This is a genomic window from Dendronalium sp. ChiSLP03b (assembly GCF_034531165.2).
In the GTDB taxonomy this organism is placed as follows: Bacteria; Cyanobacteriota; Cyanobacteriia; order Cyanobacteriales; family Nostocaceae; genus Dendronalium; species Dendronalium minutum.
The window spans coordinates 65101-80880 of record NZ_JAVRBR020000122.1 but is presented as its reverse complement, the minus strand read 5'-3'; the positions used below and the strand labels follow the sequence as shown (position 1 = coordinate 80880).

Below are 15780 nucleotides of genomic sequence, written 5' to 3'. Positions count from 1 at the left end.
TTATCGCTCTGACTTTTCTTTGAGGATGGCTAGTACCTGCTCCACACAGGCAGCAATGATGGCGGCTTGGTCGCTAGCATCACTCCCTGCTGTTCCTGAAGTTGTTTGACCCTCTCCCCCATCATTAATCGAGGTCTTGATTACGAGTTCTCTAATTTCTAGTGGCATAGATTTGTCCTCATGTGTTGAAAAAGGCAGGAGGGCGGAGGGACCGAGAGGCGGAGTAAGGGGTTTGAGCTTTTAAGGTTGGGGTTTGAGCCTTTGAGGCGGAGGTTTGAACCTTTGAGGTTGGAGTTTGAGCTTTTAAGCTTTCCTAATCTCTCCCTGCTTCTTCCGCTCCTCTGCCCCTCCTGCTCCCTTTTCAGTTCATAAGAGCTACTTAAGTGTCTCGAAATAGCTGTAGTTCAACTCCAGCGATTCGATCGCGATGGAGTTTTGCTCGGCATTGAATTCCGAAACTGACCACTTTTTGGGCCAAGCATTAATGACTTTCCAAGTAACCAACGGTTCAATGGCTTCAGGAGGCTGGTTGAAGTTAGAGCGTTTGACATGGAGCAGACGCACTAGCAAGTTCATGGGGCGGATGTCAAAGTTGAGAATGGCATCCATACACCACTTCACCATTTCTGAGTTTTGGACTAGGCCGCGCTTGAGTACCAACGGATTGTATTTGGTACGCACTGGCAGGATATGCTCAAAGCGGTTTTCACCACCTTCTTTTAGTGTCTCGGTCTGCATGTCTACACTCAGACCAGTAACACTCTGAAAGCGTGTTTCCACTACGTTTTTGTCCAGGTTGTCGCCCTGAAAAATCACATCAAAAAAGAAACCGACCGGGGGATAAGTGCGTACCATAACTTATACCAACTCGTAATTCGTAATTGAGTAGAGCGACGTGGATAAACAAAACTATGTTAAGAAAAATGAAATAGACTCAAACCCTCTTCCCTCCTACCTCCTGCTTCCTACTTATTACCCGTTTTGAATTGTCAGACCTTCGTGGGCAATCTCAATAGTTTCGATCGCTACTTCGTTGCCATCGCTTTTGAGATCGCTAGACTGTACTTTGGTGGGCCAGGCATGTTTGACTTTCCAGACTACGACTGGCTCATGTTTTTCGTTGAGCAAGCTGATGGTCAGATCGCGTCGCTCAATGGTGTTGAGGGCAACTGTATTCCACCACTTATAGAAATCGTTGTCTGCCTTGAAGGTGCCCCGCTTCATGGTGATTTTGCTCAATTTCTGCATACCGGGCATATTGAGTTTGTGATATTCGGGCATGTTTCCTTCTCGGTATTCGATCGTGTCAGTTTCCACGTTCAAGCCGGAAACTTCGGTGAATCCCAGGCGAGAGCCACCCCACTCTACCTGGAAGTGAAATTTAGGTAAAGGATAATCAGCCATAACTGCTTAGTATATTGATGGGTTAATTTGTGAAGTTGATAATTAGCGATCGCCAGCATTAATACCTTTTCTCTTTAAGACGGCTACAGATCATGGATGACGCGGGGATGCGGGGACAAGGGAGACGCGGGGATTCATGTGTAGCTGGATTTTGAAGAATTGGTATAATTGCTCAATTAGACTCAGCTTTCTTGCATCTTGTGAGAGAACTTCAAGATAATGAACTCAGCGGGACGCACCACAGCCATACCAATCTCGATAATCATCCGACCTTCGAGGATGTCGAGTGCGGTCATGGTTTCGTTGAGTCCCACCCTGACATAAAAGGCTTGCTCTGGCTTGGCTCCAGCTAGTGCCCCAGCCCGCCATTGCAAGATGAGAAAGTTTTCGATCATCGCCCGCACTTTCACCCAGGTGTTGGCATCGTTAGGCTCGAAGACAAATGCTTCAGTGGCTTTCTTAATCGATTCTTCGGCCATGTTAAAGAAGCGGCGTACTGGCACATAGCGCCATTCGTTATCATTACCTGCCAGAGTTCGAGCGCCCCAAATCAAAGTTCCTTTGCCGGTAAAGGCTCGAATTGCATTGATAGATTTGCCAGTGGTATGGACGTTAAGATTCTCTTGTTGAGCGTTCGTGATTTTGATGGTTGGCTTAATCACTGAACTGAGGGCGACATTAGCAGGAGCCTTGAAGACACCACGAGTACTATCGACTGCGGCATACTGACCCGCCACTAAGGGACTGGGAGGAAGTACCAAAGGAATAGCCTCCACCGCAGCTTTGACTAAGTTAAACAAAATTGCATTGCCCACAGTGGCATCTGTTGTACTGGTTGCCAAAGCAGACATCTTTTGACCGTTAAAGGAACCAGCAGTCCTGGTGCTATCAGGAGCTATCCGCTGATGGTTTAAGGTTACAGTACTTGGCTCGTACTGATAATTGAAAATAGTTTCAATATTGGGTGTATATACAGCACCGTACTTGAGGTTATCTAAAGATAGACTGAGGTCGCGAAAGTTTCCTGCTGCGGCTTCGATGTCTTGTCCAGTTGCTGGTAACTGCATATCCATAATCACGAATCGGTCTTTCAGTAAGCCAGATTGATTGAGGGCATCACCGAAAACACCTGCTCTATCGGCAGCACTGAGAGCTTGCGATTCAGGGAATACAAACAAGGTAACTTCGTCTTCTTTGGCTACTTCTGCGATACCAGCCTGTAAAGCTGAAGCTGAAATCACACCGCCAGTTGCTTTTGTACTACCTACCGAAACGATGTAGCCAGGCCCACCACCATTTTTAAAGTACGCTTGTAGAGCATAGTACATGTTATGAGGAGAAGCTTGATTGATGCTTCCAGTTACTTTCCGCTCAATAACATTGGGTGGAGTTTCGCCATCAACTTGTTCTTCAATGGTGATGATAATACCTTCCTCTGGTTCGGCAGTTCCGAAGTATTGTTCGTATTCCAAAAGAGAAGTAATTCGTTTTGGTTCAATGACTGAGGCGGCATGTAAGTCCCGACCATCGATAATTGCTTTTTGGGTATATCCAATAAAAGCAGGAATGGCGGTTGCGACTTCTGCAATCGAAGGTGGAAACTTTGAGATTTCCTCGATGTAAACCCCTGGAGTTTTGTAGGTGCTTGGCATAGTTCTAATTAGGTAATTAAGTTAGGCGTTATAAATGGATATCAGAATAAATCGTTAGACCGGCTTGTAGATCGCTTTCCGGTTTAATCAGCGTGACTCCTGGCGCGGGGAGCAAGCGATCGTTGCCGTCGGCGAGCAAACTATCGGGTCGCAGGCGCAAACCCAGTGGTCGTTTGGTGGCATAAGTTTTAGGATCTATCAATTCAAAGTCAGGTAATTCGTTGGCTGTGAAACCATGAGGCTGTTCATAACGATAGCGCCAGTAAGTTGCCCGATTTTTAAAGCGAATGACGTAGGTTCGTGGTTGAATCAAGGTCTGACCAGCGTTGGATTGCAATAGGGAGAAAGCCTGTGGCACTATTTGATTCAGAGCGATTTCGACTAGGGCAAATGCATCCCCAGCAGCAAGAGGGTCAAAGAGTACAAACTCTTCAACCTGGGTATCATTCAGGAATAGTTGATAGCGACCAGGGATTTGTCCAGCAAAATTTAAGTTAACAGCGAGCGCTTCACCAGGAGTATGGTTATCTGGGGCGGTGACTTCCAAGGCGTAAGCTTCCTGCTGATTCACATCTACTAACGCCAAGCGAAAGCGATCGCCAGGATTAGCGCTGGCGATGGTATATCTGCGAGATAGCCCCTGTCGAGGTAGCAGGTCTAATTCTGACACATACTGGCTACCAGGTAAGATATCCCAATCACTAGCATTAGGGATAGCACTGGCAGCAGTTTGGTAACGCAACGCTTCTAGAGTTTTACCTTGGTGGCTCACTAATTGCCCTAGACGATATTCAGTGTTGGCTGTGTAAACCAACAAAGGTTGAGTCAGGAATAAAGCGTGCCCCTGATTTCCTGAAAGATTGGAGAAATAATAAAGCTGCTGGCGGGTTGCGGTGAGGGAAAGATTCGTGAAATTGGCGAAGTAGCGATCGCGTACCACTAGCCAAAACGTCAGGCGTAACGGTCGATCGATTGCGAGCAAAGTCCTAAAGGCATCAGGGGAGGTTTGAACGACTTGGGCAAAAATGCTCGCCCCGCGTGGCTGTGGACGAAATACCCAACGGAAATTGCGAAGCACCCGCAAACAATCCGGAGTGGGAACCACAGTCAACATGCTTGAGATGTCATAATTCCTCGGCGGTGACTCTGGAGGATCGGGTTGACCTAGGTAAAAGTCGTGCCAGAGATCCAAATTGAGGATTTTTTTGTATAAATTCATGGCCGACTACCCCTTCACTCATTGATATAGATTCCAGAGATGACTTCGCTTTCAGCCTGCCGTTTTTGTGCCTCAACAGCTATCAGGCGGGCACGATAGAGTACAAAGGGCACTTGTTTCCCACCTAGGGAACCCCAAAGGTGGTTAAGTTGCTCGAAGGTGAGGGAATAAAGGTCTGGCACTATCCGGACATCACGCGAACTGCTACCAGTTCCAGGCGTAGTGGTATACGAGATTTCCGTTTGTGATTGAAAAAACTCCACCACCCGTGACAAGAGTCTGAGGGCTGTATCGTACTGATTGTGTAGTACGGAAAAGAGAATAAACAGGTTGAGGTTAATCGGTGGGTTTTGGTAAACCGTGCGACCATTATCCAACCTATAGTGATTACCATTTTTGAGGGTAGTCTCCTCCTGGAGATTTACCAGGCTCATTATCACATGCCCACTCAGCTGATTATTTGAACCACCAAGTTCTTCAGCCATGGCAATGTTATCCATGATTACAATCTGACCGGGGCCAAGTTCTGGCTCAACCTCAAGGATGTAGCGCTGCAAAGCAACCTGTATCAACCTCATTGCATCAGATATCATAAGAAGTCGGTAAGTGAATCAGCCAGATGCCTAGATATTTGCTCTATGACAGAGAATCGCAGTAGTAAGGGGCAAGATCGAGCAATTCAAAGAATATACCTAATCTTTTACTTACCTCTCCATTAAAGACACTAGCTTTTTTCGTCTTATGTTTTGTTGAATGCAATAATTATTTTCAATCTATGTATTTTTACTAGATGTAGGCGATCGCCAGTGCAAATTCAAGAGAGCATAGCGTTCTGCTTAAGACACCGACCTCAGGCAGTGTATTATATCAAACCCACGTAATCACTTTTTATTAAAATCTCTCCCTTGTCGCTGCATCTCTACCTCAGTCTCAACCATATATTGCTTATGGTTTTGCGAAACATTTAAGAGATGCTCTACAACGACCATCCCGGCTAAAGGTGGGTTGAAAGTTTGGCTGAACAATAAAAACTGTGTCGACGGGATAGAAATATGTTTCAACGACCATCCCGGCTAGGGATGTGTTGAAAAAAGATTTTTATGTTACTAGGTGAGATATTTGTTTAAATTACGAGGGTTGAAAGGCGCACTTCGTTTAGGACAATTCCGACGCAGTATATAGTGAGATTAATACGAATTCAATTAAGAAAGTCATCTCTAGTTGAATGAGTATGACAAATAATTTGTCGCTCTACAATATCAATCGGGATGACTGGATTCGAACCAGCGGCCCCTTCGTCCCGAACGAAGTGCGCTACCAAGCTGCGCTACATCCCGCCATAAATATGGCATCGTAGACTAAAGATATCACAACCTGTGCTAAATGACAAAACTACATCTAGATATAATGACTTCACTCAAGGCTTTGCTTGCTACGATTAGATGTGTATAACTTCAGTGGTAAAAGCAGATTGTGACTGTAAAACCAGACTGGTTGCGGGTAAAAGCACCTCAGTGGGAGCGCGTCGGTAACGTTAAAGAAGTTTTGCGGGATTTAGCGCTCAATACGGTTTGTGAGGAAGCATCCTGTCCGAATATTGGTGAGTGCTTCCAAGCTGGCACTGCGACCTTTTTGATTATGGGCCCAGCTTGTACGCGAGCCTGTCCCTATTGTGATATTGACTTTGAGAAAAAACCCAAGCCTTTAGACCCTACGGAACCAGAACGACTGGCAGAAGCTGTTCGCCGCATGAAACTTAATCATGTGGTAATCACTTCTGTCAACCGAGATGATTTGCCAGATGGTGGTGCATCTCAGTTTGTGCAGTGTATTGCAGCAGTTCGCAACCTCTCACCCCACACCACAATTGAGGTACTAATCCCTGATTTGTGTGGTAACTGGAATGCTTTAGAAATAATTCTGCAAGCTGCACCAGATGTTTTAAACCACAATACAGAAACTGTTCCACGCCTGTATCGACGAGTGCGCCCCCAAGGAAACTACGATCGCACGCTTGAATTACTCAAGCGAACTTCTTTCAGAAGAGCTTCGCTAACGTGCCAAATTGCTCCTTGGACATACACTAAATCCGGGATCATGGTTGGACTTGGCGAATCTGATGCCGAAATCCGCCAAGTTATGCAAGATTTGCGAGCGGTAGATTGTGATATCTTGACGATTGGACAATACCTCCAACCCAGTCAAAAACACTTGCAAGTCAATGAATTTATCCACCCAGAACAATTTGACACTTGGAAGGCATTTGGGGAAGAACTAGGATTTTTACAAGTTGTTTCCTCACCATTGACTAGAAGCTCATATCATGCTGAGCAAGTGAGAGAATTGATGAAATGCTATCCCCGAAAGTCGAGTGCTGAGTGAGAAGTTATGAGTTCTGAGTGGTATTGATAGCGGTGCAAGAAACTACCATAGCAATTTTGGGTGCAGGTGCTTGGGGCGCATCTCTAGCAAATCTAGCAATAGCAAATGGTTATACAGTGCGTTTGTGGTCGCGTCGGGGATCGGAAACTCTCAAAGCAGTTCTACAAGATGCCCAAATAATCGTATCTGCTATATCGATGAAAGGTGTAAGAGACGTTGTATCTCACGTACAGTCCTTTCCCTCATCTCCAGAGACAATTTTTGTCACAGCGACAAAAGGCTTAGATCCTCAAACTACTCGTACACCTTCGCAAATTTGGCAAACAGCATTCCCTAGCCATGCAGTAGTGGTATTGTCTGGCCCAAATTTATCTCAAGAAATTCAACAATCATTGCCAGCTGCAACAGTAGTTGCCAGCAGTATAGCTACTGCTGCTGAACAAGCGCAATTGGTATTTTCTTCGCCTCGTTTCCGGGTATATACGAATCCCGATCCTGTAGGAGTAGAACTGGGAGGAACACTGAAGAACGTAATAGCGATCGCAGCTGGTGTATGTGATGGCTTACAATTGGGAACCAATGCCAAAGCCGCTTTAGTCACTCGTGGACTCACAGAAATAATTCGCATCGGCAACTTCTGGGGCGCAAAGACGGAAACATTTTATGGTTTATCGGGTCTAGGAGATTTGTTAGCAACCTGCAATAGTCCCCTAAGTCGTAATTACCAAGTCGGCTACCAGATGGCTGGCGGTAAGACACTGACAGAAATTTTGGCTAATTTGCCAGGAACCGCCGAGGGAGTTAACACTTGTGAGGTTTTGGTGCAACTGGCTAAACAACAAAATATTACTATGCCGATTACCGAGCAGGTTTATCGATTACTTCAGGGTGAAGTGACACCCCGACAAGCACTTGATGAACTAATGCTACGAGACATCAAGCCAGAGTACAACTATTAACAGCCATCAATTAACCCTTTGTGCGTAAGCGCTAACTTATCACTTAAAACCTATTGCCTCTTATCATTCCCAAATAATCCTTAGAAAAAAATTAGTAAATCTTCAGGATATTACTTCTAGCTTCATGTAGATATGACTATGCCAACGATAAACATAATTTTACTGGAATATGTTTATACAAGTTACAAACGTAACATTTAATATCTACAAAGTTGAAATACTGACTAGGTAGCCATCACGAACTGCTTACACCAGATGAAAAAGGAAGTAGGGAGTACGGAAAATTAAATTTTTACTTTCAACCTTCTGCCTTCTAGCTTTTTCCCGTCAGTTCGGAATTTCAAGCCTATCTATAGATTTGAATAGCTATTGGTTCAATCAGACGCTCAACAGCCGAATGCGTTCAGTATTCATGTTGGGAAAATAACCAGTACAGTTTTTTTGAAAAAAACTGGACTTCAACCTTCAACCGTGTTAGTTCATCTTGAATCACGGGAACAATAGCAACAGTTGATTAGCTGACCCCTCGGGCGACGCTCCTAACGTCGCTAACGCTACGCTAACGCAGTCGCCTACGGAGGAGCCAGCACAGTCTTGGGGGTTTCCCCCATGAGTGACTGGCGTTGGAAACCCTCCTGCAGCGCTGACTCACCGTAATCTATTGTTACCTGGAGCCATTGAGACGATTTTATGCCAGCAACATCCTTTTACGCAGATGCCGCCTACAATACCCAAAAATCCCGCCAGGTTTTGGACTCGGATCTCACAGTTGATGTCAGTGAGTTGTCGGTAGAAGATTTACAGGAGCTGGAGATAGCTGCTGTCGATCCTGCTAACTTTGCTGCTAATACTAACCGTCGCAGTACAGATCTGGTACGTCTATATCTTCAGGAAATTGGTCGAGTTCGGTTGTTGGGGCGCGATGAAGAAGTTTCAGAAGCGCAAAAAGTTCAGCGCTACTTACGGATGCGGATAGTACTTGCTAACGCAGCAAAGCAAGGGGATGAAGTGGTTTCGCCCTATCTGCGGTTAATTGAAGTTCAAGAGCGTCTAGCATCTGAACTAGGACATCGCCCCTCTTTAGAAAGATGGGCTACCACTGCTGGTGTAAATGTGTCCGATCTCAAACCGATTTTGTCAGATGGCAAACGTCGGTGGGCGGAAATTGCCAAGATGACAGTGGAAGAACTAGAGCAAATTCAAGCTCAAGGACTTCAAGCAAAAGAACACATGATTAAGGCTAATCTACGCCTAGTGGTGTCTGTTGCTAAGAAGTATCAAAATCGCGGTTTGGAATTACTAGATTTAGTGCAAGAAGGCACACTAGGTTTAGAGCGAGCCGTAGAAAAATTTGACCCAACCAAGGGATATCGCTTTAGCACCTACGCTTACTGGTGGATTCGTCAAGGAATTACACGGGCGATCGCTACTTCTAGTCGCACGATTCGCCTACCTGTCCATATTACAGAAAAGTTAAACAAAATTAAAAAAGCTCAACGTAAAATTGCTCAAGAAAAAGGTCGCACTCCTACCCTAGAAGACCTAGCTATTGAGTTAGACATGACTCCTACCCAAGTACGGGAAGTTTTGTTAAGAGTGCCGCGTTCTGTTTCTCTCGAAACTAAAGTAGGGAAGGATAAAGACACTGAATTAGGCGAATTACTCGAAACTGACAGTGTAACTCCTGAGGAAATGTTAATGCGAGAATCTTTACAAAGAGACTTGCAAAATCTGTTGGCTGATTTAACTACCCGCGAACGAGATGTAATTCTGATGCGGTTTGGTTTAGCAGATGGTCATCCTTACTCGTTAGCAGAAATTGGACGCGCTTTAGACTTATCGCGGGAACGGGTACGTCAAATTGAATCCAAAGCTTTGCAAAAGCTACGCCAACCCAAGAGACGCAACCTCATCCGTGACTATTTAGAGTCTCTTAGTTAGTCATGAATCAGTTGTCAGTTGTAAGGCAGTCCGGTCTTGGTGGTTTCCCCAAAGAAGAACTGCCGTTAGCGCAAGCAGTAGCGACGCAAAGCCTTGTGCCTGTGCAGTTGCCAGTAGTTTATTAGCACTGGCAACTGACTACCGACCATTAGTCATTGAACCATTTGAACTCTGTGTCTACAGCTTTTTAGAAGCTTATAGGAAATTATTTGCATTTAGTTAAACGGAAACATTCCCAGCTTTGTTCTGAATACCTTGAAGGCTGGGATCGCTATTACTTGATTTCCGATCGAGATTTTATAAATAAGTCTTGAGCATTTTATAAAGATTCTCAATAAGCAATGATTGTTGCAAATTGCTCCGAACATTTGTTATATTCTCAACTAAAGAGCTTTGTTGAGAAAAATTAGTATGACTGTCTACACAACTACTTCACTTAAGGCAGAACTAAATGAAAGAGGCTGGCGCTTAACTCCCCAGCGCGAAACAATTCTACACATTTTTCAAGAACTTCCGCAAGGGGAACATCTCAGTGCCGAGGATCTTTATCATCGACTAGAGGGCGAAGGCGAAGGCATCAGTCTCTCGACTATCTATCGAACTTTGAAGTTGATGGCACGGATGGGAATCTTACGGGAACTAGAACTGGGAGAAGGACATAAGCATTACGAGATCAACCAGCCCTACCCCCATCATCACCACCACCTGATTTGTGTGCGGTGCAACGCGACCATTGAGTTTAAAAACGACTCTATTCTTAAAATCGGCGCAAAAACTGCTCAAAAAGAAGGATATCACCTACTAGACTGTCAAATGACAATCCATGCAGTATGTCCCAAGTGCCAAAGGGCACTGATGCCGCTGTAGCACTTGAGTGGGATAACAAAGCGAAGTTACTCAAGTCAATTAAATAATTTGAGCAATTTCCTATTCATTGTTACCGGAGGCAAGCAATTAGTTGGGGACTCGTACTGACCAAGCCTAAGCGGATGCTAAAAGCGTCCGCTTCTAATATCGCTTAGACTAATGCCGTAGTATTCCTGGGCTTGCTTAATCGCTTTTTTCGTGTCATCTGCCATTACACCTGTCAGTTGACCTTTGTAAAAGCCTTTTTCTTGTAGCCTTCTTTGGATTTCCAAGACACTAAACTCACTCTTGGAAGCAGTCTTAACTGAGTTATGTAACTTACCTCTAGTAGTGGGACCAGCAATACCACTGGCTGCCAAGTAATTAGCTGCCTGGAATCGGCGTACAGCATCTGCTGTATAGGGGCCAAAGTATCCGTTTGGTTCTCCCTCTAAATATCCTGCTTTGATTAATTGTTCTTGGAGAATTCTCACGGCTTCGCCGCGATCGCCTAGGCGGAGTTTATCTCGATCTACCACTGGTTTGGTAGGAGAATCTTCTCCATAGCCAACTCCCTGTTGCGGTAATCTTCTTTTTGTTGCTGGTCCGACAATCCCATCAACGTCTAATTTGTAAGCATCTTGGAAGCGCTTGACAGCTTCTTCGGTAATTGGACCAAATATCCCTGTGGTATTACCGTAATAAAAACCTGCAATCCGCAACTGTTCTTGCAAAACCCTAACATCTTCACCTTCATCGCCTTTGGCCAGTAAGTTAGGATTATTGCGCTTACTGGTTACTGAACTAGCAGTAGTAGTTGTTCTAACTTGTGTACTTGCAAGAGTAGTTTTTCTGGCTTGTGTACTCGCAGTACTCGTTTTTTTAACTGCTGTACTCGTAGCACTAGGTTTCTTGGTCTGGTTACTCGCAGTCGCTACCCGCCAGTTGTCTAATTTTTGTATGGTGCTTACTCCAACAATGCCGTCAACTGGTAAATTGGCAGCTTTCTGGAAGCGCCGAACAGCATCTTCTGTGGGAAAGTCATATATTTGAGTAATAGGAGCTTGATAAAAGCCTGATTGTTGCAGCTTTTGTTGCAAATTTCTCACAGAGGGACCTTGATCGCCTCTTTCCAGTGCCATAGCGCTGCTGACAGCACTGAAAATAGATAAGGTGAGAGCAAGGGGCAACATATGCTTCCATGCCTTACTAGAAAGCCGTTTCCAGTCTGGTGCAGCTGCTTTGTTTAAAAAAGAGCTTAGAGATACCAATTCACTGGATTCGTTGTCTTCGTAGGCGAAAGCTAGGTGCAAATACGCAAGGTTGTCCATATTTGTTTCCTACACCACTGTTTTATTCGATAGCTGCTTCAGCTTGATGTACTAAGTTTCGTAAACTTTCTATTGTTTGTATATTTACATCCTGCCATAAACCGCGCTGAGATGCTTCTAATAATTTTTCAGCAATATCACGCAGAGCATAAGGATTATTGTACAGAATAAATTCTGACACAAGGGGATCAAGCAAATAAGCTTTTAATATACCTTGATACATGTAGTCTTCCACACATTTTGCTGTAGCATCATAGGCGAATAGATAATCTACTGTTGCTGCCATTTCAAATGCGCCTTTATAACCATGGCGCATCATTCCTGCAATCCATTTGGGATTAACTACGCGAGAACGAAACACCCGTGCGATTTCTTCTCTGAGTTTGCGGACACGTGGTTGGGCAGGAATAGAATTATCACCAAAATAGGTTTGGGGATTTTTTCCTTGGAGAGAACGTACCGCAGCTGTTAAACCACCCTGAAATTGGTAATAATCATCAGAATCGAGCAAATCGTGTTCGCGATTATCTTGGTTATGCAAAACAATTTGCATTTGTGCTAAGCGTTGCTTAAATGCTTCGGGATTGGGGACTGGGGACTGGGGACTGGGAAGAATTTCTCCCCCTGCTCCCCTGCTCCCCTGCTCCCCTGCTCCCCTGCTTCCTGAATAGGCGTAGCAACTCCAGTTTATGTAGGCACGAGCTAAATCTTGGTCATCTGTCCAATTTTGGGAAGCAATTAGGCCTTGGAGTCCTGTACCGTAAGCACCTGGTTGTGAACCGAAGATGCGATCGCGCGATCGCACTAAAGCTGTTTCTCTTGTTAGACCTTGTTGCGTCCAAAAATCTGTATCTTGGCGTACTTGCGCTGCTAAAGGGTTTTGTTCTGGCGGTTCATCCAATGCTGCTATTGCTTGTACTGCCGAGTCAAATAAGTCAATGAGGTTGGGAAAAGCATCCCGGAAAAATCCAGAAATTCTTAAGGTTACATCTACACGGGGACGCTGCAAGATGGCTAGTGGCAAAATTTCAAAATCTACTACGCGCCGTGCTGCACCATCCCACACAGGTCGCACACCTAATAGAGCTAACGCTTCGGCGATGTCATCACCACCAGTTCGCATCGTAGCGGTTCCCCATAAGGATAATCCTAGTGTTTTTGGATACTCACCATGTTCTTGTGTGTAGTATTCAATCAGGTTTTCAGCAGCTTTTCTACCTACATCCCAAGCAGTTTCTGTGGGAATGGCGCGGATATCAACTGAATAAAAGTTTCTACCAGTTGGTAGCACTTCTGGACGACCGCGCGTAGGTGCGCCAGCAGGTGCGCTTGGAACATATCTACCATCAAGCCCATGTAGCAAATTAGTCATTTCTAGCTGGGTTTGTTGGATAGCAGGGAGGAGGCGATCGCGTATCCAGTCTAAAGTAGTGCTGAGTGCTGAGTTAGGAATGGAGACGTGATTAATCGCGTCTGTACAAGAGTTAGCAGTAGAGACGCGATTAATCGCGTCTGTACAAGAGTTAGGAATTAGGAGCTGTTCTACAAGTGAGGCAGCGTGTTCTTCTAGGAGTTCAACAATATCGCCAATAGTGCGACAGTTTTTGCCCTTGACAACTGACCATTGACCACTGACGGTTGACATATCTGTGGTAAGGGGATTGAAGTCTAGTCCCCAATGTTGAGCTAAAGCGCGGGTAATACCTACAGAATAGCGATTGGGAATACGGGCGATCGCTACTATTAAATCCCGTAGTTGTCGTCCTTTTGGACATTGCCCAAAAATATGTAAGCCATCGCGAATTTGGGCTTCTTTCAATTCGCAAAGATAGCCACCGATAAAATTTAAAATTAAAGATTCAAATTTCAAAATGTCATTTTCATTTTGAATCCCTAAATCCTGATGCAGATTTTCTTGGATAATCAATTCCCGGATGCGATCGCGAATCGCTGATAAACGGGAAGGATCTAAACTTTCAGCTTCATAATATTCATCAATTAAATTTTCTAACTGCTGTAAAGCGCCATAGAGTTCTGCACGGGTCATGGGGGGCGTAAGGTGATCTATAATCACTGCCTGAGCGCGGCGTTTGGCTTGTGAACCTTCACCGGGGTCATTGACAATAAACGGGTACAGGTGGGGAAGCGGCCCCAGTGCTACTTCTGGATAACAATTACTGGATAAAGCCAAACTCTTACCGGGTAGCCATTCTAAGTTTCCATGTTTTCCCACATGGACAACAGCATCAGCACCAAAACATTCCCTTACCCAATAGTAAAAAGCTAAATAAGCATGAGTTGGTGCTAAATCCGGCGCATGATAATTTAAGCTAGGGTCAATATCGTAGCCCCTTGCTGGCTGAATTCCCACGAAGATGTTGCCGAGTTGAATTCCAGGAACGGGAATGGAGGCAGAGGGGCAGAGGGGCAGAGGCGCAGAGGAGAAGATTTCTTTATTGCTCTCCTGCTGCAAATCTCCCCAACGTTCACAAATACCTTGCTGCACCACTATTGGTAAAGAAGCAAAATACTTTTGATACTCTGTACTAGACAAACTTTGCAGCACTGGGCGCAATTCCCTACCCTCTGGGTCATTGGTCGCGCCAGCAGTGAGACGTTGAATCAACTCATCTGCTTGAGTGGGTAGATTTTCTACTAGATACCCAGCAACCTGTAAAGCTTTGAGAATTTCCACACAACTGGCGGGTGTGTCTAATCCCACACCATTAGCAAGGCGACCATCGCGGTTGGGGTAATTTGCCAAAATTAGAGCAATTCTCCGTTCTTGGGGTGGCTTGGAGCGTAGGCGTACCCAATTAGCTGCTAGTTGGGTTACGAATTCAATGCGATCGCTGACTGGTTCATAAACTACCACATCTGTTTCTAAGTCGGGGTTTCGCGTTTGCAGCGTCTTAAAAGACACAGCGCGACTAATAATCCGCCCATCCACCTCTGGTAGCGCCACATTCATGGCGATATCGCGAGGAGAAAGCCCTTGCGACTGCAATTCCCACTGCTCAACATCTCCACCGCTGAGGATTACCTGCAACACTGGCACGTCCAATTTTTGCCACAGGTCAGTTTGGGGTGTTTCTGTTTCTAACCGCGCTAGCGAAAAACTGGTAGTATTCAGCAGTAGTCCAATTTGCTCTGAGTCTTTAGGCTGGAAAAACTCGCTCAACTCTGCTTGGACATCGGGGTCACGCAATGAAGAAACAAACACTGGCATTGGTTGTAAGTTTTTCTTCACCAAAGCAGCACACAGAGCATCAATTACTTTGGTATTTCCTCCCAGATAATGGGCGCGGTAGAAGAGAATGCCAACTTTAGGCAGAGGGGAGGACACTTCCGTGTGGGGGTTCCCCCCGTTGAGGAAAGTGTCCGTTGCAGAGGGGCAGAGGGGCAGAGGAGAAGAATTATCTACCTTGCCTTCCTCATGTGCAGTCCCCATTACTCCTAATCCCCCAAGAGAACTCGGAGTTCCCCAGTCCCCTAGATACAAACCTACACGAGGAATCGGCTGAGGTGGTAAGGGATGAAACGAAGTCGACAGGCAATTATCAGCGATAAATTTGAGAGCGTTAACAATATTTTCCACTCCGCCTTCCCTGAAATACTGCCATACTTGGTTAACAGTACCCAAAGGCACGGTAGACTGAGAAATTAATTGGGGATCGAGACCATCGTCTCCTGGGATTACAATTAAGGTTGTACCATTACGTTGGACAATTTCCTGCACTACTTCTAAACCATAAGCCCAATAGGAACGTCCTCCTAACAGGCGCAGAATTATTACTTGGGCAAATTCCAAAACTTGCTCTCCGTAAGAATCTATACTTATTTGTTGCTGCAACTGCAACAAGTTGGCGACTCTTAATGCAGGAAATGTTTCAGGTAATCTGGGGACGGCAACTGCCAAAGTTTGAATGTCGGTATCAGCAGCCGTAATAAACACAAAAGGAGCTGGAGTTTGTTCTAAAAAAACTAAACCTTCTGACTGACTCCATCCTCCGGATGTGGCGCTTATACGATGCATAATCCTGTAT

General features: G+C 45.2%; 13 protein-coding genes and 1 tRNA gene. 5 read left to right on the top strand and 9 right to left on the bottom strand.

Going from position 1 to position 15780, the window contains the following annotated elements:
• From RMY31_RS27830 to RMY31_RS27800, 7 genes are all read right to left on the bottom strand, one after another.
• Nucleotides 1-168: a DUF5908 family protein gene (locus RMY31_RS27830; protein ID WP_322657473.1), complete on the bottom strand. Its 168-nt coding sequence runs from the start codon at nt 166-168 to the stop codon at nt 1-3.
• Between the two features lie 207 nt (nt 169-375).
• Complete coding sequence (locus RMY31_RS27825; RefSeq protein WP_322657472.1) at nt 376-855, bottom strand: phage tail protein; 480 nt, start codon at nt 853-855, stop codon at nt 376-378.
• 117 nt (nt 856-972) lie between these two features.
• A complete protein-coding gene (locus tag RMY31_RS27820) occupies nt 973-1404 on the bottom strand; it encodes a phage tail protein (RefSeq protein WP_322657471.1) in 432 nt (143 codons plus the stop codon).
• Between the two features lie 182 nt (nt 1405-1586).
• Nucleotides 1587-3056, bottom strand: a complete 1470-nt coding sequence (locus RMY31_RS27815; protein ID WP_322657470.1) for a phage tail sheath family protein — start codon at nt 3054-3056, stop codon at nt 1587-1589.
• Between the two features lie 28 nt (nt 3057-3084).
• Entirely contained in the window at nt 3085-4275 is a 1191-nt protein-coding gene (locus RMY31_RS27810; protein WP_322657469.1) for a hypothetical protein, read from the bottom strand.
• Nucleotides 4276-4289: 14 nt separating this feature from the next.
• Nucleotides 4290-4868: a DUF4255 domain-containing protein gene (locus RMY31_RS27805; protein ID WP_409878633.1), complete on the bottom strand. Its 579-nt coding sequence runs from the start codon at nt 4866-4868 to the stop codon at nt 4290-4292.
• A gap of 670 nt (nt 4869-5538) precedes the next feature.
• Nucleotides 5539-5612: transfer RNA gene (locus tag RMY31_RS27800), tRNA-Pro, on the bottom strand.
• 136 nt (nt 5613-5748) lie between these two features.
• Here RMY31_RS27800 and lipA point away from each other — a divergent pair.
• From lipA to RMY31_RS27775, 5 genes are all read left to right on the top strand, one after another.
• On the top strand, nt 5749-6657 hold the full coding sequence (gene lipA / locus RMY31_RS27795; protein ID WP_322657467.1) for a lipoyl synthase: 909 nt from the start codon (nt 5749-5751) through the stop codon (nt 6655-6657).
• 32 nt (nt 6658-6689) lie between these two features.
• Nucleotides 6690-7616, top strand: a complete 927-nt coding sequence (locus tag RMY31_RS27790; protein WP_322657543.1) for an NAD(P)H-dependent glycerol-3-phosphate dehydrogenase — start codon at nt 6690-6692, stop codon at nt 7614-7616.
• Nucleotides 7617-8306: 690 nt separating this feature from the next.
• Complete coding sequence (gene sigC / locus RMY31_RS27785; RefSeq protein WP_322657466.1) at nt 8307-9557, top strand: RNA polymerase sigma factor SigC; 1251 nt, start codon at nt 8307-8309, stop codon at nt 9555-9557.
• Nucleotides 9558-9559: 2 nt separating this feature from the next.
• Nucleotides 9560-9682 carry a hypothetical protein gene (locus RMY31_RS27780; RefSeq protein WP_322657465.1) on the top strand — a complete coding sequence of 41 codons (123 nt, stop codon included), beginning with the start codon at nt 9560-9562 and terminating at the stop codon, nt 9680-9682.
• A gap of 286 nt (nt 9683-9968) precedes the next feature.
• A complete protein-coding gene (locus tag RMY31_RS27775) occupies nt 9969-10424 on the top strand; it encodes a Fur family transcriptional regulator (protein ID WP_322657464.1) in 456 nt (151 codons plus the stop codon).
• Nucleotides 10425-10549: 125 nt separating this feature from the next.
• On the opposite strand, the gene RMY31_RS27770 is transcribed toward RMY31_RS27775, so the two are convergent.
• On the bottom strand, nt 10550-11734 hold the full coding sequence (locus RMY31_RS27770; RefSeq protein WP_322657463.1) for a peptidoglycan-binding protein: 1185 nt from the start codon (nt 11732-11734) through the stop codon (nt 10550-10552).
• 22 nt (nt 11735-11756) lie between these two features.
• A complete protein-coding gene (gene cobN / locus RMY31_RS27765) occupies nt 11757-15770 on the bottom strand; it encodes a cobaltochelatase subunit CobN (RefSeq protein WP_322657462.1) in 4014 nt (1337 codons plus the stop codon).
• Between the last annotated feature and the right edge of the window lie 10 nt (nt 15771-15780).

Bases quoted from the DNA above. Each gene is read 5' to 3' on its own strand.
- RMY31_RS27830 (WP_322657473.1), bottom strand. From the start codon at position 168: ATGCCACTAGAAATTAGAGAACTCGTAATCAAGACCTCGATTAATGAT.
- RMY31_RS27825 (WP_322657472.1), bottom strand. From the start codon at position 855: ATGGTACGCACTTATCCCCCGGTCGGTTTCTTTTTTGATGTGATTTTT.
- RMY31_RS27820 (WP_322657471.1), bottom strand. From the start codon at position 1,404: ATGGCTGATTATCCTTTACCTAAATTTCACTTCCAGGTAGAGTGGGGT.
- RMY31_RS27815 (WP_322657470.1), bottom strand. From the start codon at position 3,056: ATGCCAAGCACCTACAAAACTCCAGGGGTTTACATCGAGGAAATCTCA.
- RMY31_RS27810 (WP_322657469.1), bottom strand. From the start codon at position 4,275: ATGAATTTATACAAAAAAATCCTCAATTTGGATCTCTGGCACGACTTT.
- RMY31_RS27805 (WP_409878633.1), bottom strand. From the start codon at position 4,868: ATGATATCTGATGCAATGAGGTTGATACAGGTTGCTTTGCAGCGCTAC.
- sigC (WP_322657466.1), top strand. From the start codon at position 8,307: ATGCCAGCAACATCCTTTTACGCAGATGCCGCCTACAATACCCAAAAA.
- RMY31_RS27780 (WP_322657465.1), top strand. From the start codon at position 9,560: ATGAATCAGTTGTCAGTTGTAAGGCAGTCCGGTCTTGGTGGTTTCCCC.
- RMY31_RS27775 (WP_322657464.1), top strand. From the start codon at position 9,969: ATGACTGTCTACACAACTACTTCACTTAAGGCAGAACTAAATGAAAGA.
- RMY31_RS27770 (WP_322657463.1), bottom strand. From the start codon at position 11,734: ATGGACAACCTTGCGTATTTGCACCTAGCTTTCGCCTACGAAGACAAC.
- cobN (WP_322657462.1), bottom strand. From the start codon at position 15,770: ATGCATCGTATAAGCGCCACATCCGGAGGATGGAGTCAGTCAGAAGGT.